General features: G+C 60.6%; 22 protein-coding genes. 6 read left to right on the top strand and 16 right to left on the bottom strand.

Annotation, left to right across the window (positions count from 1 at the left end; all coding sequences use genetic code 11):
• Nucleotides 1-26 precede the first annotated feature (26 nt).
• From rpsI to B3C38_RS06995, 11 genes are all read right to left on the bottom strand, one after another.
• On the bottom strand, nucleotides 27-413 hold the full coding sequence (gene rpsI / locus B3C38_RS06945; RefSeq protein ID WP_018697207.1) for a 30S ribosomal protein S9: 387 nt from the start codon (nucleotides 411-413) through the stop codon (nucleotides 27-29).
• A 5-nt stretch (nucleotides 414-418) separates the two neighbouring features.
• A complete protein-coding gene (gene rplM / locus B3C38_RS06950; RefSeq protein WP_018697208.1) occupies nucleotides 419-874 on the bottom strand; it encodes a 50S ribosomal protein L13 in 456 nt (151 codons plus the stop codon).
• A gap of 99 nt (nucleotides 875-973) precedes the next feature.
• A complete protein-coding gene (locus B3C38_RS06955) occupies nucleotides 974-1,876 on the bottom strand; it encodes an energy transducer TonB (RefSeq protein WP_286726395.1) in 903 nt (300 codons plus the stop codon).
• 94 nt (nucleotides 1,877-1,970) lie between these two features.
• The gene (locus tag B3C38_RS06960; RefSeq protein ID WP_276655523.1) at nucleotides 1,971-2,399 is read right to left on the bottom strand and encodes a DUF3592 domain-containing protein; all 429 of its coding nucleotides are present in this window, start codon (nucleotides 2,397-2,399) and stop codon (nucleotides 1,971-1,973) included.
• Nucleotides 2,396-2,719: an energy transducer TonB gene (locus B3C38_RS06965; protein WP_055212250.1), complete on the bottom strand. Its 324-nt coding sequence runs from the start codon at nucleotides 2,717-2,719 to the stop codon at nucleotides 2,396-2,398. The genes B3C38_RS06960 and B3C38_RS06965 overlap by 4 nt, the downstream gene beginning before the upstream one ends.
• Nucleotides 2,720-2,996: 277 nt before the next feature.
• Entirely contained in the window at nucleotides 2,997-4,208 is a 1,212-nt protein-coding gene (locus tag B3C38_RS06970) for a sodium ion-translocating decarboxylase subunit beta (RefSeq protein WP_286726397.1), read from the bottom strand.
• A 4-nt stretch (nucleotides 4,209-4,212) separates the two neighbouring features.
• Nucleotides 4,213-4,674, bottom strand: a complete 462-nt coding sequence (locus B3C38_RS06975) for a biotin/lipoyl-containing protein (protein ID WP_286726398.1) — start codon at nucleotides 4,672-4,674, stop codon at nucleotides 4,213-4,215.
• Nucleotides 4,675-4,687: 13 nt separating this feature from the next.
• The gene (locus B3C38_RS06980; protein ID WP_022332206.1) at nucleotides 4,688-5,041 is read right to left on the bottom strand and encodes an OadG family transporter subunit; all 354 of its coding nucleotides are present in this window, start codon (nucleotides 5,039-5,041) and stop codon (nucleotides 4,688-4,690) included.
• A gap of 15 nt (nucleotides 5,042-5,056) precedes the next feature.
• Nucleotides 5,057-6,619 (bottom strand): acyl-CoA carboxylase subunit beta, encoded by a 1,563-nt coding sequence (locus B3C38_RS06985; RefSeq protein WP_055204725.1) that lies wholly within the window; start codon nucleotides 6,617-6,619, stop codon nucleotides 5,057-5,059.
• 168 nt (nucleotides 6,620-6,787) lie between these two features.
• Nucleotides 6,788-7,198, bottom strand: a complete 411-nt coding sequence (gene mce, locus B3C38_RS06990; RefSeq protein ID WP_022332204.1) for a methylmalonyl-CoA epimerase — start codon at nucleotides 7,196-7,198, stop codon at nucleotides 6,788-6,790.
• Between the two features lie 152 nt (nucleotides 7,199-7,350).
• Complete coding sequence (locus B3C38_RS06995) at nucleotides 7,351-8,544, bottom strand: glycosyltransferase (RefSeq protein ID WP_286726400.1); 1,194 nt, start codon at nucleotides 8,542-8,544, stop codon at nucleotides 7,351-7,353.
• 70 nt (nucleotides 8,545-8,614) lie between these two features.
• Here B3C38_RS06995 and B3C38_RS07000 point away from each other — a divergent pair, with 70 nt between their 5' ends.
• The 3 genes from B3C38_RS07000 to B3C38_RS07010 all read left to right on the top strand — a co-directional run bounded on the left by B3C38_RS07000 (nucleotide 8,615) and on the right by B3C38_RS07010 (nucleotide 10,958).
• Nucleotides 8,615-9,085, top strand: a complete 471-nt coding sequence (locus B3C38_RS07000; RefSeq protein ID WP_286726401.1) for a TlpA family protein disulfide reductase — start codon at nucleotides 8,615-8,617, stop codon at nucleotides 9,083-9,085.
• Nucleotides 9,086-9,089: 4 nt separating this feature from the next.
• On the top strand, nucleotides 9,090-10,205 hold the full coding sequence (meaB, locus tag B3C38_RS07005; RefSeq protein WP_286726402.1) for a methylmalonyl Co-A mutase-associated GTPase MeaB: 1,116 nt from the start codon (nucleotides 9,090-9,092) through the stop codon (nucleotides 10,203-10,205).
• A gap of 141 nt (nucleotides 10,206-10,346) precedes the next feature.
• On the top strand, nucleotides 10,347-10,958 hold the full coding sequence (locus tag B3C38_RS07010) for a hypothetical protein (protein WP_141417967.1): 612 nt from the start codon (nucleotides 10,347-10,349) through the stop codon (nucleotides 10,956-10,958).
• Nucleotides 10,959-11,203: 245 nt separating this feature from the next.
• Here B3C38_RS07010 and B3C38_RS07015 read toward each other — a convergent pair whose 3' ends face one another.
• From B3C38_RS07015 to B3C38_RS07035, 5 genes are read right to left on the bottom strand one after another with little or no spacing between them, the layout of a single operon-like run.
• Nucleotides 11,204-11,902 carry an SIR2 family NAD-dependent protein deacylase gene (locus B3C38_RS07015; RefSeq protein ID WP_286726404.1) on the bottom strand — a complete coding sequence of 233 codons (699 nt, stop codon included), beginning with the start codon at nucleotides 11,900-11,902 and terminating at the stop codon, nucleotides 11,204-11,206.
• A 3-nt stretch (nucleotides 11,903-11,905) separates the two neighbouring features.
• Entirely contained in the window at nucleotides 11,906-12,412 is a 507-nt protein-coding gene (locus B3C38_RS07020; RefSeq protein WP_286726406.1) for a hypothetical protein, read from the bottom strand.
• A gap of 46 nt (nucleotides 12,413-12,458) precedes the next feature.
• Entirely contained in the window at nucleotides 12,459-12,977 is a 519-nt protein-coding gene (locus tag B3C38_RS07025) for a hypothetical protein (protein WP_286726408.1), read from the bottom strand.
• Nucleotides 12,974-13,402, bottom strand: coding sequence for a hypothetical protein (locus B3C38_RS07030; RefSeq protein ID WP_286726581.1), 429 nt, complete (start codon nucleotides 13,400-13,402; stop codon nucleotides 12,974-12,976). The genes B3C38_RS07025 and B3C38_RS07030 overlap by 4 nt, the downstream gene beginning before the upstream one ends.
• Nucleotides 13,403-13,413: 11 nt before the next feature.
• On the bottom strand, nucleotides 13,414-14,373 hold the full coding sequence (locus B3C38_RS07035) for an SPFH domain-containing protein (RefSeq protein ID WP_022331751.1): 960 nt from the start codon (nucleotides 14,371-14,373) through the stop codon (nucleotides 13,414-13,416).
• Nucleotides 14,374-14,576: 203 nt separating this feature from the next.
• On the opposite strand from B3C38_RS07035, the gene B3C38_RS07040 reads away from it, so the two are divergent.
• The 3 genes from B3C38_RS07040 (at nucleotide 14,577) to B3C38_RS07050 (ending at nucleotide 18,566) form a co-directional block, all read left to right on the top strand.
• A complete protein-coding gene (locus tag B3C38_RS07040; protein WP_055212517.1) occupies nucleotides 14,577-15,992 on the top strand; it encodes a glutamate decarboxylase in 1,416 nt (471 codons plus the stop codon).
• Nucleotides 15,993-16,581: 589 nt separating this feature from the next.
• Nucleotides 16,582-17,343 (top strand): DUF1295 domain-containing protein, encoded by a 762-nt coding sequence (locus B3C38_RS07045; RefSeq protein ID WP_022331749.1) that lies wholly within the window; start codon nucleotides 16,582-16,584, stop codon nucleotides 17,341-17,343.
• Nucleotides 17,344-17,354: 11 nt separating this feature from the next.
• Nucleotides 17,355-18,566 carry an NADH:flavin oxidoreductase gene (locus tag B3C38_RS07050; RefSeq protein ID WP_286726411.1) on the top strand — a complete coding sequence of 404 codons (1,212 nt, stop codon included), beginning with the start codon at nucleotides 17,355-17,357 and terminating at the stop codon, nucleotides 18,564-18,566.
• Nucleotides 18,567-18,570 lie beyond the last annotated feature (4 nt).

Genomic DNA, 18,570 nt, shown 5'->3' on the forward strand with positions numbered 1-18,570 from the left:
GTGCTTGCCGAAATCCGGTCGTGCGATTAACGCTTGCTGAACTGGAACTTGCGGCGTGCTCCGGGCTGACCGGGCTTCTTACGCTCAACCTCGCGGGGATCGCGCGTGAGGAACCCGGCCTTTTTCAGTGCCGGACGCATCTCAGCGTCGATTTCGCACAATGCGCGTGCGATGCCCAAGCGAGCGGCCGAAGCCTGTCCCGTAACACCACCGCCATCGAGGTTGATGACGATGTCGTAATTCTCCACCGTGTTGGTAGCCAGCAGCGGCTGCTTCACCTGGTACTGGAGAATTTCGAGCGGGAAGTAAACTTCAAGCGCCTTGCGGTTGATTGTAATCTGACCCTTACCCGGCTTCACGTATACGCGAGCCACAGCGGCCTTACGACGACCTACGGTGTTTACAACTTCCATAACTCTTACTTAATCTCGTTTAACTTAATGGTCTTCGGGTTCTGCGCTGCGTGCGGATGCTCCGTGCCGGCATATACCTTCAGGTTTCTGAGCAGCGCGGCGCCCAGACGGGTGCGGGGCAGCATGCCCTTGACTGCTTTTTCGACGATGAACGTCGGTTTCTTGGCCAGATAGTCGGCAGGCGTAGCGAAACGCTGGCCGCCGGGGTATCCGGTGTGACGCGTGTAGACCTTGTCGGTCATTTTTTTGCCCGTGAGCTTCACCTTGTCCGCGTTGATGACGATGACGTAGTCACCGCAGTCCACGTGGGGCGTGTAGCTGGGCTTGTTCTTGCCTCGGAGGATCTTCGCGATCTGCGATGCAAGACGTCCCAATACCTCATCCGCAGCGTCGATGACGACCCATTCCTTGGTCACCGTCGAAGCATTGGCCGAGATAGTCTTGTAGCTTAATGAATCCACTGTGTTTTACGTTTAATTTAACTTGTTTGTAATCCGTTCCCCGCACTTTACGGGTGCGCAAAGGTACTAAAAAGTTTTCGTTCTGCAAAATAATACGGATTAAAAACGAGAATAGTCATCAACGCCGACCCGGACTTTCCGTCCCGGGACGGACGGTCGCACCGGCTGCCCGGCAGGCCGGGTTCTGTCCAGCCGGAAAATCAACGGCAGCGTATACCTCACCCGCACCGGTTCGCCGTTCGCGAGCCGGCCGGGTTCCCATTTGGGCGACAGGGTGAGCACCCGCCCTACTTCCCGGATCAGGGCCAGATTCCGTCCCTGCTCCACGACGATTTCGGACAGCGTCCCGTCCTTTTCGACAATGAACGTCACTACAATGTCGTCTTCGACTTCATCCTCGAGCGCCTCCCGGGGATATTTCAGGTTCTCCATCACCCATTTGCGGAAACTTTGCAGATCCCCGCCCTGAAATAGCGGCATCCGTTCCATTTCCCCGGCCACATCCTCCTCCAACGGAATTCCATCCGACAGCCCCGCCGCGAGCGAATCCGCGGCCGTAGGCACCTCCAACCGAATATTGACGGGCATTACCAGTTTCGTGCGCACCGCAACGTTCTCCAGGCGGCCGGGCGTCCACAGCGGGGCTGAAGCGAGCACACGCAGGACTTCGGCCGCGCAGCGTTCGTCCGTCAAACTGACCACTTCCGGCTCCTCGACCGCCCCCTGCCTGCCGACAACGAACGACACGACCAGGCGCGCATCGACCCCTTCGCGGAACATCTCCGCGCCGAAACGCAGGTGCCGGAGCACCCAGTCCCGGAAAGCGAGCACGCCTTCCCCCCGGAACCGGGGAGGCTCGTCCACGCGCAGGTAAACAGTCCGGTCGGAAGCAGTGGTGTCCGGCCTTACCACGGCGGAAGTATCCGGCAGGATGGCCGGATGTGCCGCAGCCCAGCCCGCACAGCACGGGAGCGCAGCAAGGAGAAAAAAGAATCGGGTCATTTTCAAATGGATTCGGGTAGACGATCCCTGCAAACATACGATATTTATATCCGGAATTACAAATCGGACGGGCAGGCGGGAACGCGGCCGCGGGTCAGCGACGGCTACGGGAACGCCCGCGGGCGCAGCGGTCGACCTTGTAGCGGCCCGCCGAATCGGTCACGAGCCGGTGCACGCCGGGGTCGTCGGGCAGGTAGCGCACCACGACCGAATCGCCGATGCGGGCCGTATGGAGGTTCTCTTTCTTGCGCACCTTACCGGTGTACGTTTGTCCGCCGACCACATAACGGTAATCGAAGTAACAGACCGTATGTTTCCCGCGGTAACGACGGCTGCGGGGCCTGTACCCGACGAATTCAGCCCGTGAAGAGCTGCCTGTCAGCACGGCCTTCGTCTCGGCGCCTTCCGCCTGCAACCTCCCGGAGATATGCCCCGACCGGAGGAGAGCCGCCCCGAGCAAGGCAGCCCCGAGCAGGGCAGCCGGCACGCAGAGAAAAGCAATGATCCATTTACCTCGGCTCATAATTCAGGAATCAGTCCGGACAAAAATACAAAAAACGAGGAACGGATGCCGTACAACGACGGCTCCACCTGCGTAACGTTCCCGAGCGTGTCGATGACGAAGCTAACGAGGATACGCCCCTGCTCGCCTCGGTCGAAGGCCTCGCGGGGATGGCGGACATTCCGGTACACCCAGGCACGGAACTCCGTGAGGTCTCCACCCATAAAGGTCGGATATTGTTCTAAACCCGTGTGGAAGACGCACTCCCCGGCCTCGGAACCCTGCGCCGCAGCCCCCTGCGACACACACAGGGCAAGCAGCCATACACACCATTTTTTCATAGCCAACGTTTTTTCACCGGATACAAGCGGATCGGAATTTTCATAAAGATACGAAAAAAATCGCACTGTTGTCCAATAAAACGCATCCAGCAACAAAAAAACGGCTGGAAGAGAGACCGAGACGGGAGCCGGAGACCCCGGCGAGGGATCCCTACGGGGGCGGAAGAGCGGCGCCGAGTGCCTGCAAAAACCCGGCACGACCACTCAAAAAAAGGCGGGCTCCGGTTTTCGGAGCCCGCCCCTATCGCGTACGACACTTCAGCCGCCCGGCGTAGTATTATCCGAGGAACGACAGCAGGATACCCGCAGCGACGGCCGAACCGACCACGCCGGCCACGTTGGGCCCCATGGCGTGCATCAGCAGGTAGTTCGAAGGGTTCTCCTTCTGGCCTTCGGTCTGCGATACGCGGGCAGCCATCGGGACTGCCGAAACGCCTGCCGAACCGATCAGCGGGTTGATCTTGTTCCCGTCCTTGCTGAAGACGTTCATCAGTTTGGCCAGCAGCACGCCTCCGGCGGTTCCCATGGCAAACGCGATGACACCCAGCACGAGAATCCCCAGCGTACGGAAGTTCAGGAACGCCTCGGCCGTAGCCGTAGCGCCGACCGTGAGGCCGAGGAAAATCACCACGATGTTCATCAGTTCGTTCTGCACCGTCTTGCTCAGACGGTCTACCACGCCGCACTCCTTCATCAGGTTACCCAGCATGAGGCAGCCGATCAGCGGCGCCGCACTCGGCAGCAGCAGCGAGATAATCACGGCGATGATCAGCGGGAAGAGGATACGCTCCAACTTCGAAACCGGGCGCAGCGTACGCATCTTGATGCCACGCTCCTTCTTGCTGGTCAGCGCGCGCATGATGGGCGGCTGGATCACCGGCACGAGCGCCATGTAGGAGTAGGCCGCCACAGCGATCGGGCCCAGCAGTTCGGGGGCCAGCATCGAGGTGAGGTAGATGGCCGTCGGGCCGTCCGCACCGCCGATGATACCGATGGAACCGGCCTGCGCGGGCGTGAAGCCCAGGGCGTAGGCGCCGAGGAACGTCGCGAAGATGCCGATCTGCGCGGCGGCGCCGAGCAGGAAGCTCTTCGGGTTGGCGATCAGCGGGCCGAAATCGGTCATCGCCCCCACGCCGACGAAGATCAGGCAGGGGTAGATACCCAGTTTCACACCCAGGTAGAGGTAGTCGAGCAGTCCGGCGTTAGCCACGAAAATATCCCAGTGGACATGTCCGTCGGCGAAAAGCTCGGTATGGTAGAGGTTCGCACCGGGCAGGTTGGTGAGCAGCATGCCGAAGGCGATGGTGAACAGCAACAGCGGTTCGAACTTGTGCCTGATAGCCAGGTAGAGCAGGAAGAATGCCACGCAGATCATGGCGACGCTCCCCCAGCCCATCTCGGAGAAGAAACCCGCGATACCGGTCGAACCGGCGAAGTTACGCAGGCTGTCCCATACGAAGTCAGCGTTCGAGGTTAGCATTGTCAGCATAGGGCTATTCGATAACGATCAGGTTATCGCCTTCCATAACCGTAGCGCCCTGCTGGATGCAGACCTCCTTGACTACACCGGCACGGTCGGCGTCGATATTGTTCTCCATCTTCATGGCTTCGAGCACGACGAGCGTCTGGCCCGAGGCCACCTTGTCGCCGACCTGCACCTTGACCGAGAGCACGGTGCCGGGCAGCGGGCATTTCACGGCGTAACCCGACGAGGGGGCCGAAGGGGCGATGCGGGGCGAAGGCGAAGCCGTCACAGGGGTAATCATGGCACTGTTGGCTTCCTTGGGAGCGGGCACCACCTGGGGCCGCGATGCGGCAGCGGTCTTGGCGCCTTCGATCTCGACCTCGTAGGCCGTACCGTTGACGACGACGTGCGCCACCGTCGAGGCGTCGTTCACCTCGTCGATCTGCACGGTATAATTCTGTCCGTTGATTTTCAGTGAGTAATCTTTCATTGTTATTTAAGTTCTATTTCCTTTCGGGAAGCGGGGTTAAACCGTGAATTTTCGAATTCCAGGGCGAATAGGCACGCTTGATGCTCATGATGGTCAGCACTTCGGACTCCCTGTCGTGCAGGGCGCTCCGGTAGAGCTTCAGGGCCGTGGCGATGGCCGCGATCTCCTCGTCGTGGATCTGCCCCGGAACTACCGCGGACTTATTGGCAGCGGCAGTCGCAGCGGCCTGGCGGCGCGTGAAGACATAGCCGAAGAGCTTCATCACCCACACCAGCAGAACCAGCACGAGGAACACGAGGCAGATACTGATGAGTGCCACCCACAGCATCTCCGACCAGCTCCAGTCTATTACCGATAATATTCTCATACTCATGCGATTCTATTACAACGGAATATTCGAATGCTTCTTCGCGGGGTTCTGCAGGCGCTTGGTTGCCAGCGACTGCAGCGCACGGATGATGCGGAAGCGCGTGTTGCGCGGTTCGATCACGTCGTCGATATAGCCGTAGCGAGCGGCGTTGTAGGGATTCGAGAACTTGTCGTTGTACTCCTTCTCCTTCTCGGCCACGAACCTGGCTTTCTCTTCGGGCGACTCGATCGCTGCGACCTCCTTGCCGTAGAGCACCTCGACGGCACCGCTGGCGCCCATCACGGCGATCTCGGCCGTCGGCCATGCGTAGTTGATGTCACCGCGGATGTGCTTCGACGACATCACGATATAGGCGCCGCCGTACGCCTTGCGCAGCGTGACGGTGACCTTGGGAACCGTAGCCTCGCAGTATGCGAAGAGCAGTTTCGCGCCATGAGTGATGACGCCGCCGTACTCCTGGGTCGTACCCGGCAGGAAGCCCGGAACGTCCACCAGGGTCACGATCGGAATGTTGAACGCATCGCAGAAGCGGATGAAACGCGCGGCCTTGCGGCTGGCGTTGATGTCGAGCACGCCGGCCATGAACTTGGGCTGGTTGGCGACGATGCCGACCGACTGGCCGTTGAAACGCGCGAAGCAGGTGATGATGTTCTTGGCGTATCCGGGAGCCGACTCCAGGTACTCGCCGTTGTCCACGATCGCACGGATGACCTCGGCCATGTCGTAGGGTTTGTTGGCGTTGTCGGGGATGATGTCGTTGAGCGAATCCTCCAGGCGCGTGATCGAATCGTTGCAGACGGCCAGCGGAGCATCCTCCATGTTGTTCTGCGGCATGTAGGAGATGAGCTTGCGGATCAGCTCGATGCCCTCCTCCTCGGTATCGACGGCAAACTGCGCCACGCCCGACTTGGTGGTGTGCATCGTGGCACCGCCCAGCTGCTCCTGCGTCACGTCCTCGCCCGTCACGGTCTTCACGACCTTCGGGCCGGTGAGGAACATGTTCGAGGTCTCCTTCTTCATGATGATGAAGTCGGTCAGCGCGGGCGAATAAACGGCACCGCCGGCGCAGGGGCCGAAGATGGCCGAAATCTGCGGGATGACGCCCGACGACATCACGTTGCGCTGGAAGATGTTGGCATAGCCGGCCAGCGCGTTCACGCCTTCCTGGATACGCGCACCGCCCGAGTCGTTCATGCCGATGCAGGGGGCGCCGTTGCGCAGGGCCATGTCCATGACCTTGCAGATCTTGTCGGACATCGACAGCGACAGCGAACCCGCCGTCACGGTGAAGTCCTGTGCGAAAACATAGACCAGGCGTCCGTTGATCGTACCGTAACCGGTCACTACGCCGTCGCCGAAGGCATGGCTCTTGTCCATCCCGAAGTCATAGCAGCGGTGCGTCACGAACATGTCGAACTCCTCGAAGGAGCCTTCGTCGAGCAGCATCTGGATGCGCTCGCGGGCCGTGTACTTACCCTTGGCATGCTGGGCGTCGATACGCTTCTGACCGCCTCCGAGACGCGCGGTTTCGCGGTTCTCGATCAGCTGGTTGATCTTGTTCTGAATTTCACTCATAAGTATGTAGGTTTGTAATTTTTCCGAACCCCGGAATTTCCCGGCAGGTATCGCCCGCAGCCTGCGGCCGCGTTTACAGGTCTGACCCCACCCTAAGTCACTCCTTCGGGAGGGACTTCTGTTCCGCCTTTGGCGGAATTCGGAGATTCCGCAATATTCCTTGTTACACTATTTGTTCTTATTCTCGCAAAGCTCGGTCAGGATGCCCTGGGTCGATTTGGGGTGCAGGAAAGCGATGGTCATCCCCTCGGCGCCCTTGCGCGGGGTCTTGTCGATCAGGCGGATGCCCTTGGCTTCGGCATCGGCGAGCTGCTCCTCGATATTCTCGCAGGCAAGCGCCATGTGGTGGATACCGACACCGCGGTTCTCGATGTATTTGGCGATGGTCGACTCCTCCGAAGTGGGTTCCAGCAGTTCGATCTTGGTCTGCCCCAACATGAAAAACGCCGTGCGCACCTTCTGGTCGGCGACCTCTTCGATGGCATAGCATTTCAGGCCCAATACGTTTTCCCAGTAGGGAATTGCTTCATCGAGGCTCTTCACTGCGACGCCAAGATGCTCGATATGAGAAACTTTCATAGCAAATATAAAATTTAAGTTAGTGAATATTTCACGTCAAATAGCAGCTTGTTATTTTGCGAACACAAAGATAGGGTATTAAATTGGAAATACCCAAGCGTTTTATGGTATTTTTTTCCGGATTACTGCTCCTTTCGGGAAGGCCAAGCGCTTCACAGCGAACTGTAAATGTCGATCAGCCGGCGGGCGACGGCATATTCCGAGAAAAGTTCGGCGCGGCGGCGTTCGCGGGCTTTCATCTCGCGACGGAAATTCGCGTCCGACAGCACGTTTTCCAGCGCAGCGGCCACCTCCCCCGCCGCCTCAGGGCGGACATAGGCCGCGGCGTCGCCGGCGGCCTCGCGGTTGAGCTGCGTGTCGCTCAGCACCATGGGCACTCCGGCACGCATCGCCTCCACCACGGGCACGATCGACGCCTCGATCCCGGCATCGGGCAGGTAGACGAAGGCATGGGCGAGGCGGAACAGCGCCGGTAGGTCGTCGGGCTCGAGTTCGTAGATGAAATCGACACGCGAGGCCATATGCCGCCCGCGGGCATACTCCAGCAGGGAATCCGCATAGACCGTACGGCGGCCGCAGACCACGATCCCGACCCGCTCGGCGGAAGATGCTGCAGGCGGCACGGCAGCATCCGCCGGGGCATCGCCGCGCATGCCCGTGGCGATGCCGCCCCGCCCTGCCGCTGTGGCGGCTCCCCACCCCCGGGCACGTCCGGCAGCCAGCCCGGGCAGCTCCGGGTCTGCGGCCACGGCTTCGCGCTGCGCCGCGCCGAGCCCCTCTGCACGGATCGCACGTTCGCGTTCGCCGAGCGAGCCGACCGCCTCGAATAGCACCTTGTGGTTATGGCGCTCTTCGACGGTGCCGAGCATGAGGATGAACTCGGCGGGCAACATGTATTTGCGCCGCACCGCCTCGAGCTGCGCACCGGCAGGCGGTTCGTGCGGGACGCGCGCGGCGAGGGGCATGACGACCTCGATGCGCCCCGGGTCGATCCGCAACCGCTCCGACAACTCCTCGCGGGCATCGCGGTTGACCGTAATCAGACGGCTGGCGGAGCGCAGCGCACGGCGGTAGAGCCGCAGCAGCACCAGCCGCTCGGGCAGCGAATAAAGGTGCGGGTAGCGCAGGAAATTGAGGTTGTCGACAGTCATCACGCTGGGTATCCTCCGCAGCAGCAGCGGCAGGGGCAACCCGGGGCGGAAGCCGTGGTAGAGGTCGAGCTCCTTATAACGCGCCCCGTCAACGATATACTCGTGCTCGGGGGCATATTCGGCCAAAAGTTCGGCAAGGTGCCGGGAGTAAGTCCCGGCAGGCGCGGCCGGGGTCTCTTCGAATCCGATTTTCATAACTCTATGTAAAATTTTTCGTCCATATGGCAAATAATTGTTATCTTCGCTGAAAATAAGGCTGCCTTTTATGAAGAAAGTTTTGCTCACTTTACTCCTGGCGCTGGCGCTCCCCGTTGCGGCGGCCGTGGCACAAAACATCGCCCTCGGCGAGCGCGTACCCGAGGTCAAGGTTCCGGCATGGCTCGGGGGAGAGAAACCCGCCGCCACCCCGCGCCTGACCTACGTCGAGTTTTTCCACTCGTCGAATCCGGCCTGCACCGCGTCGCTCGAACAACTTCGGGCGATAACCGACAAATTAGGCGCCAAACTCCGCGTCGTGGTCGTCACGCGCGAAAACGAGGAGAAAATATCCCCTCTGCTTTCGCCGTTCCTTTCCCGGCACATCTCCGTCGCGCTGGACACCGGGGGCAAGATATTCTCGGCATTCAACGTGCAGTACGTCCCGTTCGGGGTGCTGGTAGACGCCAAAAACAGGGCGCTGTGGATGGGCAACTCGCTGCAGCTGACACCCGAAATCATCGAAAAATCAAGTAAATAGCACCATGTCCTTCACGAAAATAAACCATTACGAAAAAGAGTACGCAGATACCCATCACGACACGGCGCTCAACGTCACCGAAGGCGTTGAAGACCAGCCTATCGTAAGCCCTTACTTCACGCGCCGCAAGAAGAAGCGGCTTTCGACCGACGAATACGTCGAGGGCATCCTCGCGGGCAACATCACCACCCTGTCGCAGGCCATCACACTCGTCGAGTCGAACAATCCCGCCCATTACGCGCAGGCGCAAGAGATCATCGAACGCTGCCTGCCGCACGCCGGGAAATCGGTGCGCATCGGCATCACGGGCGTCCCCGGGGCAGGCAAGTCGACCTTCATCGAGGCCATCGGCAACATGGTCACCTCGCTGCGGCACAAACTGGCGGTGCTGGCCATCGACCCCTCGTCGGAACGCAGCGGGGGTTCGATCCTCGGCGACAAAACCCGCATGGAGAGCATTTCGGGCAACCCCGACGTCTTCATCCGTCCCTCCCCTTCGGCCGGGTCGCTGGGCGGCGTGGCACGCAAGACACGCGAGACGATCGTCCTGTGCGAAGCCGCGGGCTTCGACGTGGTATTCATCGAGACGGTGGGCGTCGGGCAGTCCGAGACGGCCGTGCACTCGATGGTCGACATGTTCATGCTGTTGCAAATTTCGGGTGCCGGCGACGAATTGCAGGGCATCAAGCGCGGCATCATGGAGATGGCCGACATCATGGTCATCACCAAGGCCGACGGCGAGAACATCCACAAGGCCGAACTGGCCAAGACCCAGTTCCAGGGGGCACTGAGGCTGTTCCCCGTGCCCGAGTCGGGCTGGCGGCCCAAAGTATACACCTGCTCGGCCGTGGCCGCGACGGGGCTCGAAGAGGTATGGAAAGGCGTCGAGGAGTTCCTCGACCACATCCAGGCCAACGGCTATTTCCGCCACAACCGCAACCGCCAGAACAAATACTGGATGTACGAGTCGATCAACGAAGTGCTGCGCAACTCGTTCTACCACGACCCGGCGGTCGAAGCGCGCGTCGCAGAGTACGAAAAGCGCGTGCTGGAGGACAAAATATCGTCGTTCATCGCCGCCAAGGAGCTGCTGGACATCTATTTCAAGGATTTGAAATAACGAAGGACGATTCCCCGAGGAGAAAATGCCCGAAACGCCCGGGAACCAGTCCTATAAACGCTTTGCAGATCCGCCTCTTATCCGGCCGGACTTCTCCCGGCCGGATTTATTGTTTGTGTCATCAACCTAATCTCACCCGATATGAAAAAACTGCTTCTGACCGCATCTTTGCTGATGCTTTGCGCCTTCTCCGCATCGGCACAGCAATCCAAAAACCACAAAGAGCCCCGCGTACGCTTCGGTGTCGGATACCGTTACAGCCTCGGCCTGACGGAAAAATACAAAATAGTATCCGACTTCGGCAAAATCACGTCGCCGTGGGGCGCGCCCGAATATCTTCGCGGCGGCGAACTGCGGTTTGAAGTGACCGTGCGCCTTACGCCCGACTGGAATGTCGGCGCAGGCACGGGCTTCGGCTCTTATGACGACCAAGGGGAAAAGACCTTTCTGGGCTACCTCAAGGCCGAACGATTGTACGGCAAACGCGCCAGCCGCTGGTTCAACTATGCCGAAGCGGGCGCGACCTTCTACCCGGACAACGGGGCGGGCCTGACGGGCAGTCTGGGCGGCGGCTACCGGCTCGCCATGACGCGCCGTACGCGGCTCGACTTCACGGCAGGACTGGAATACCTGAACCTCGTGGGCAAGGCCAATATTTACGACAGCAGTACCGGCGAATTCATCGGCATCGAGAAGCGCGGAGCGCGGTTTAACCGCTTCGGCATCACGTTCGGCATCGCCATGCACTTCTGATTGGCCCGACAGACAAACGAACGGCCCGCCCCTTTAACCGAGGGGCGGGCTTTTCGATTGCGCCGAAAACATCGTTACTCAAACATCCGGCATGCAAAGACGACAGACCGCCGGGATCAGCCGCAAAAAACAGGGCGCGGGCTATTCGATTGCGCTGCAATAGATCATAACGCTCAAATGTGCGCGGACAACGAATGCGGAGCGCCCGCACCCGCAAAAAACAGGCGGAGTTCTATTCCGAATCGTTATCCTTTATACCGCTCCCGCAGCAGGGCGGCCAGTTCGGGCATGCCTTCGGCGGCGCGTTTGCGAATCAGGGTCAGCGGATTGCGGATGCCCGCCGTATCGGGATTACCGGGATCGACGACATAGATCGGGATTTCGGGGCGCACGCAGCGCACCAGCGACGCGGCGGGATAGACCGCCAGCGAAGTCCCCACGACCACCATGATATCCGCCGTCCGGGCAATCTGCGCGGCACGTTCGAACATCGGCACCGCCTCGCCGAAAAAGACGATGTGCGGACGCAGCAGTGCCCCGTCGGGCGCCGTGGCGTCGAGCTTCTGCTCCCAGCCCTCGATCGGGACGACCAGATTGGGATTGCGCGACGAGCGCAGGCAGGTCAGTTCGCCGTGCAGGTGGGTCACTTTCGACGAGCCGGCACGCTCGTGCAGGTCGTCTACGTTCTGCGTCAAGACCTCGACCTCGAAATCCCGTTCCAGCCCCGCGATGGCCTCGTGCCCGGCATTGGGCTGCGCGGCGAGCATCTCGCGGCGGCGCATGTTGTAAAACCCGATGACCGTGGCACGGTTATGCGCCAACGCCTCGGGCGTGCAGACATCCTCGATCCGGTAGGAAGCCCATAACCCGTCGGAATCGCGGAAGGTCGCCAGACCGCTGTCGGCGCTGACCCCCGCACCCGTAAAAACGACGATTTTTTTCATAAACTATAACTTTAGATAACCTAATCTATGCCCAACGGCAGCAAGCAGTATCAACAGACCGAATCCGACTGCCTTCGTAACTCCGACGGCAACGCCTTCGGTCGAAATATCGTATGCCAGCATCGCCGCCAGCACGAAAAAAGCGATCCCCAGCGCGACTTTCGCCAGCAGGGACTTTCGCCCGGCTGGTTCGGTGCGATCCGCAGGGACAGTATGATCCGCAGGGACAGTATGATCCGGGAGCACCGCGCGATCCTCAGGCACAGTGCGATCCGGGCGCCCGGTGCGGGTGCGGAATCCCGTATTCCCGGCAGCCCTGCGGGATTCGGCCCGGCCGCCGGCACACCGCCCTTTGGGCGTCCATGCCGTGAGCAGTGCGGGCAGGCCGAACAGCAGGGAACTCACTGCCGCATGCAACGGCGACTGCCCGACCCACAGCAGGTTGAGCGGGAACATTGCCAGCGCAACCGCAAGCACCGAAACAACCGCAAAAATCCATTTCCGATTCATAGCAACATCCTTTTTATAAACATCGGGATCGACATAGCACCGGCTTTTATTGATCCTGCCATTTACTGCGTCCCGAATCAAGCCATACGGGAACAACGACGGCCGCAACCGCCATCGCCTTGAGCAGTATCCCCCCGAACCCGCGGGCCAGCGAACATTCGCCGCCCAGCATATCCGAAATCTGGGACGAGCAAACCAGGGCGAACGCCCCCAGCAGCAATACGAAGCAGAGCACCCTGCCCCGCCACGCCGCACGGGCTCCCACGTCACCGACGGCCTCCCCGTCCTGCCCGCCGTCGTCATCGGACGGTTCGGGCCCGACGGCGGCCCACACGCCCAAAGCCCAGCAAAAAGCAATCACCAGTGCACAGACAGCCCCCTTCCAAAGCGCCTCGGCAGTCGGGAGACCCTCGCCGAAACGTCGCAGCAGGAAAATTACGACGAACGCGGCAACGGCTGCCACGGGCAGGCCGAGCCACATGCGGCTGTGCAGAAACATCCGCCAGCGTCCGGCATCGAGCAGGCCGGAAAAATAGCATCTCCACATCCTGAACATCGGATTCATTTTTTTATATCGGCTTTATTTTTTTGCGGGTCGTCGGACTGCATACGGGCGTGCGGAGGCAGCGGGCCGGCTTCCCCGGCTGCCGCAGCGGCAACGGGAAGGACGGCATCCTGCAGCGGCGGCGTGCTTTCGCCGGACGCAACGTCAGCAGGAGGAGCGGCGGCAACCGCGGGAGAAACGGCCGCCGGGGCCGGCGGGAAGTCCCTGCCCGACGAAGCAACGCCCGTATCCGCGGCCGGCAGGGTCGCCCCGGCGGCCGCACGCGGCTTCTTCAGGCGGCCGCTGCGGCGCAAGGCATCGGCGATGATCCACTGGAGCTGGCCGTTGATCGAGCGGAACTCGTCGGCAGCCCATAGCTCCAGTGCGTCCATCGTCGCGGCGTCGATACGCAGTACGAAACTCTTGTTATTACTCTCTTTAGCCATCCCCAGTTAAATCAATGGTGCAGGGTTCCGGCATTCACCACGGGCTGCGCGGCTTCGTCGGCACAGAGCACTACGAGCAAATTCGACACCATGGCCGCCTTGCGCTCTTCGTCCAGTTCGACGATATGCTCGTTGCCGAGGCGGTCGAGCGCCATGTGCACCATCGACACGGCACCCTCGACGATCTTCTCGCGGGCGGAGATGATGGCATCGGCCTGCTGGCGGCGCAGCATCACGGCGGCGATTTCGGGCGCATAGGCCAGGTAGTTGATGCGGGCCTCGACCACCTCGATGCCGGCCATCGCCAGGCGTTCGTTGAGCGTGTGTTCGAGCTGGTCGTTGATCTGCTCGCTGTTCGAGCGGAGCGTCAGCTCATCGTCCGCAACACCATTGTTATCATAGGAATAGCAACCGGCCACCTGGCGCAGTGCGGCATCGCTCTGCACGCCCACGAAGTTCTCGAGGATGTTCATGCGCGCCGAGGCCGAAACGCCGGTCTGCCCGGCCGTAGTCGGGGCGTCGATCTCGAAAACGGCCTTATAAATATCATCGCGCTTGATCTTCCAGACCAGCACCAGCCCGATCAGGATCGGGTTGCCCGTCTTGTCGTTGACCTTGATCGGGTCGACGTTCAGGTTGCGGGCACGGATCGAGATCTGCTTGGCCGACATGAAGGGGTTGACCCACCAATAGCCCGTTTCGTAGAAGGTACCTTTGTATTTACCGAAAAAGACCATCACGCGCGCCTCGTTGGGTTCGAGCAGCATGAATCCCGCCATGCAGATCAGCATGCAAAGGCACCAGACGACGCCCGCCGCCACCAGCCCGCCGCCGAGCGCCAGCCCGGCGTCGATGCGCTGCGCGCCCGCGACGATCGCGTAAACCCCCAAGGCCAACCCGCCGAGGATCAGCACCAATGCCAGGAAACCGTTGCATTTCCAGCCTTTGTAAACGAAATTTCCATTTTCCATATCCGTACAGTTTTAGTGATATTATTTTGATATCACAAATATATCGAACATTTTGGGATTTGCAAATTTTCCGGACATTTTTTTCACAACCGGCTTCGGCCGAAGCAAAAGAGGCCCCGCAGCCCGGTTTAGGCCGAAAGAAACCGCTCCGTGGCACAGTTCATGCAAGGTTGGAGGGCGTAAACCAAAACAAAATTTACATCATGAATCAGCAAAGACACACCAACGAAGACACGCTGACCGACATTTTCGGTTCGGAGGAAATGCGCAGTCCGGCACCCACGGAATTCATCCCCAAGGGCAAGACGGCTCCCGAGATCGCCTACCAGTTAGTCAAGGACGAGACCTATCCGCAGACACAACCGCGGCTGAACCTCGCCACGTTCGTAACGACCTACATGGACGATTACGCCACACGGCTGATGAACGAGGCCATCAACATCAACTACATCGACGAAACGGAGTACCCGCGTGTCGCGGTGATGTGCGGCCGCTGCCTGAACATCGTCGCCAACATGTGGAACACCCCCGAGAAGGCCGAATGGAAGACCGGTGCGCTGGGCATCGGTTCGTCGGAGGCATGTATGCTGGGCGGCGTGGCCGCATGGCTCCGCTGGCGCCAGCGCCGCAAGGCCGCAGGCAAGCCCTTCGACAAACCGAATCTGGTGATGAGCGCCGGGTTCCAGGTCGTATGGGAGAAGTTCTGCCAGCTGTGGCAGATCGAAATGCGCACCGTGCCCCTGACGCTCGACCACATCACGCTCGACCCCAAGCAGGCGCTGGAGATGTGCGACGAGAACACGATCTGCATCGTGCCGATCGCAGGCGTCACGTGGACGGGACTGGACGACGACATCGAGGGGCTGGACAAGGCGCTCGACGAGTACAACGCCAAGACCGGCTATGAAATCCCGATCCACGTCGACGCAGCGTCGGGCGGTTTCATCCTGCCGTTCCTCAAACCCGAGAAGAAGTGGGACTTCCGCCTCAAGTGGGTATTGTCGATCTCCACGTCGGGCCACAAGTACGGCCTGGTATATCCCGGCCTGGGATGGGTGGTATGGAAGGACAAGAAATACCTGCCCGAGGAAATGTCGTTCTCGGTAAACTACCTGGGCGCCAACATCACGCAGGTCGGCCTCAACTTCTCGCGCCCCGCAGCGCAGATACTCGGCCAGTACTACAACTTCATCCGCCTGGGATTCGAGGGGTACAAGGAGATACAGCAGAACTCGATGGACATCGCCAAGTACTGCCACCAGCAGATCGGCACGATGAAATGCTTCAAGAACTACTCGACGGAGGTCGTCAACCCGCTGTTCATCTGGATGATGAATCCCGAGTACGACAAGAAGGCCAAGTGGACGCTGTTCGACCTGCAGGCCAAACTGCAGCAGAGCGGCTGGATGGTTCCCGCCTATACGATGCCCAAGAACATCGAGGACGTGGTCGTAATGCGTATCGTGGTGCGCCAGGGCATGTCGCGCGACATGGCCGACATGCTGATGGGCGACATCCGCAACGCCATCGCCGAATTCGAACAGCTGGAGTACCCCACTACCTCGCGCATCAAGTACGAGAACAAGGAACACCAGAAAGGAAAAGTCTTTACGCACTAATATGCCCCGTCCGGCCGCAGGCGTGTCCGGGAAGGGCATGCCGGGCCGCCGGCACCGGACGGCAGACCGACAGCCGGGAGCGGGCAACTCCCATATCGGACTGTACGTACGGCGTGACGCCGAAGCGTCACAGGTCACCGTCCCGGCACCCCTGCTTCGGCAGGGGTTTTTACGAGAGGGCTCCGGCACCCCGGAACGAATGCCGGAAAGCGGGCGCCCCGGCGCCTGCAGCCAAAGCATTTCGCGCCCTGCGGGGTTGCGAAGGGTCGCGCTGACGGCTTCCACTCGCAGTGGAGGCCGTCTTTTTTTATCGGGATGCAGCCGAGGGGCACAAAGGACGACCGCGGAATCACACAGGCCCTCAGAGGGGCATCCGCACTGGCCGGGGCACAGGAAGAAAGCATTCAGCCCGGACACAGGGCGGGCACCGGCCGTAAAGGGACAATCCGGCCGGCGGGAGAGACGCTACGACCAATAAGACAAATATGTGCCCGGAAAGGAGAAAAACAACCGGCGGGGAGGCGGATGCGATTTTCATTATACCGATTTGTTTTGTAACTTTACAACGTTTTTATCCAACCGCAGACAAATGGCAGAAACATTCAATATCTTCCTGATCGTCATGGCCGTGCTGGCCGCCGGGGTCTACGTCGCCCTGCACTTTTTCGAAGCCGGGTACGGCTATCTGTTCAACCCGAAATACGGCCCCCCGGTACCCAACAAGGTGGGCTGGGTCGTGATGGAGTCGCCCGTGTTCATCGCAATGTGCGTGCTCTGGCTCATGTCCGGGCGGACATGGGAGGCCGGGCCGCTGGCGCTCTTCGTGCTGTTCCAGGCGCACTACCTGCAGCGCGCCTTCATCTTCCCGCTGCTGCTGCGCGGAGAGTCGAAGATGCCGCTGGGGATCGTCGTGATGGGCATGGCGTTCAACACGCTCAACGCGCTGATGCAGGGCGGGTGGATCTTCTACGTCTCGCCCGAAGGCTATTACGCCGACTGGTTCGCAAAACCCTACATTTACGTCGGGGGAGCCCTGTTCATGGCGGGGATGGCCGTAAACCTCCATTCCGACCATATCATCCGCAACCTGCGCAAGCCGGGCGACACGCGCCACTACATTCCCCGCGGGGGGATGTTCCGATATGTCTCGTCGGCCAACTATTTCGGCGAACTGCTCGAATGGACGGGCTTCGCCGTGGCTTCGTGGTCGTGGGCCGGGGCGGTATTCGCCTGGTGGACGTTCGCCAACCTCGCGCCCCGTGCGGCATCGCTCTACAAGCGTTACGCACAAGAGTTCGGGAAGGAATTCACGGCGCTGAAACGAAAAAAGATCATACCTTTCATCTATTAACCTACCGGAAAATGTCATCACTGTTCACCCCTTATAAATTAGGCCCCGTGACACTGCGCAACCGCACGGTACGTTCGGCGGCGTTCGAGTCGATGGGGCGTCATTTCGGCCCCACGGAGCAGCTCAAGGAGTACCACGTTTCGGTGGCGCGCGGCGGCGTGGGGATGACCACGCTGGCCTACGCCGCGGTGAGCCGCAGCGGGCTGTCGTTCGACAAGCAGTTGTGGCTGCGCCCAGAGATCGTGCCCGGGCTGCGCGGGATAACCGACGCCGTACACCGCGAAGGCGCGGCGGCCGGCATCCAGATCGGGCACTGCGGCAACATGACCCATTTGACGACCGCCGGGCAGATCCCGATCGGCGCGTCGACGGGGTTCAACCTCTATGCCTACACCCCCGTGCGGGGTATGCGCAAGGACGAGATCGCGCAGGTGGCACGGGATTTCGGGAAGGCCGTCCACACCGCGCACGACGCGGGGTTCGACTCGGTGGAGGTACATGCCGGGCACGGCTACCTGATCTCGCAGTTCCTCTCGCCCTACACCAATCACCGGAAGGACGAGTACGGCGGGACTTTGGAAAACAGGATGCGCTTCATGCGGATGTGCCTCACAGAAGTGATGGAGGCCGCGGCGAAAACGGGGACGGCCGTATTGGTGAAGCACAACATGTACGACGGGTTCAAGGGCGGCATCGAGATTCCCGAAAGCATCGCCATAGCCCGCGAGATCGAACGCTTCGGCGTGGACGGCATCGTGCTTTCGGGCGGGTTCGTGTCCAAGGCCCCGATGGCCGTGATGCGGGGGCTGATCCCGATCTACACGATGAGCTACTACTCGCCCCTGTGGCTGCGCTATTTCATCCGCTGGTGCGGGCCCTTCATGATCCGGCAGTTCCCCTTCGAGGAGTGCTATTTCCTGGAAGACGCCAAGAAATTCCGCGCCGAGCTGAAATGCCCGCTGGTATATGTCGGCGGGCTGGTGAGCCGCGAAGGGATAGACAAGGCGCTGGACGCAGGGTTCGAACTGGTGCAGATGGCCCGGGCGCTGGTCAACGACCCGGCGTTCGTCAACAAGCTCCGCGAGGGCAACGCCTCGACCCGCAGCGGCTGCGACCACCGCAACTACTGCATCGCGCGGATGTACTCGGTGGACATGAAATGCTGCAAGCATTGCGACGGGCTGCCGCGCAGGATACGGGAAGAACTGGCCAAGCTGCCGTAAGCAT

This window comes from Alistipes sp. UBA1686, assembly GCF_002320215.1.
GTDB lineage: Bacteria > Bacteroidota > Bacteroidia > Bacteroidales > Rikenellaceae > Alistipes > Alistipes onderdonkii.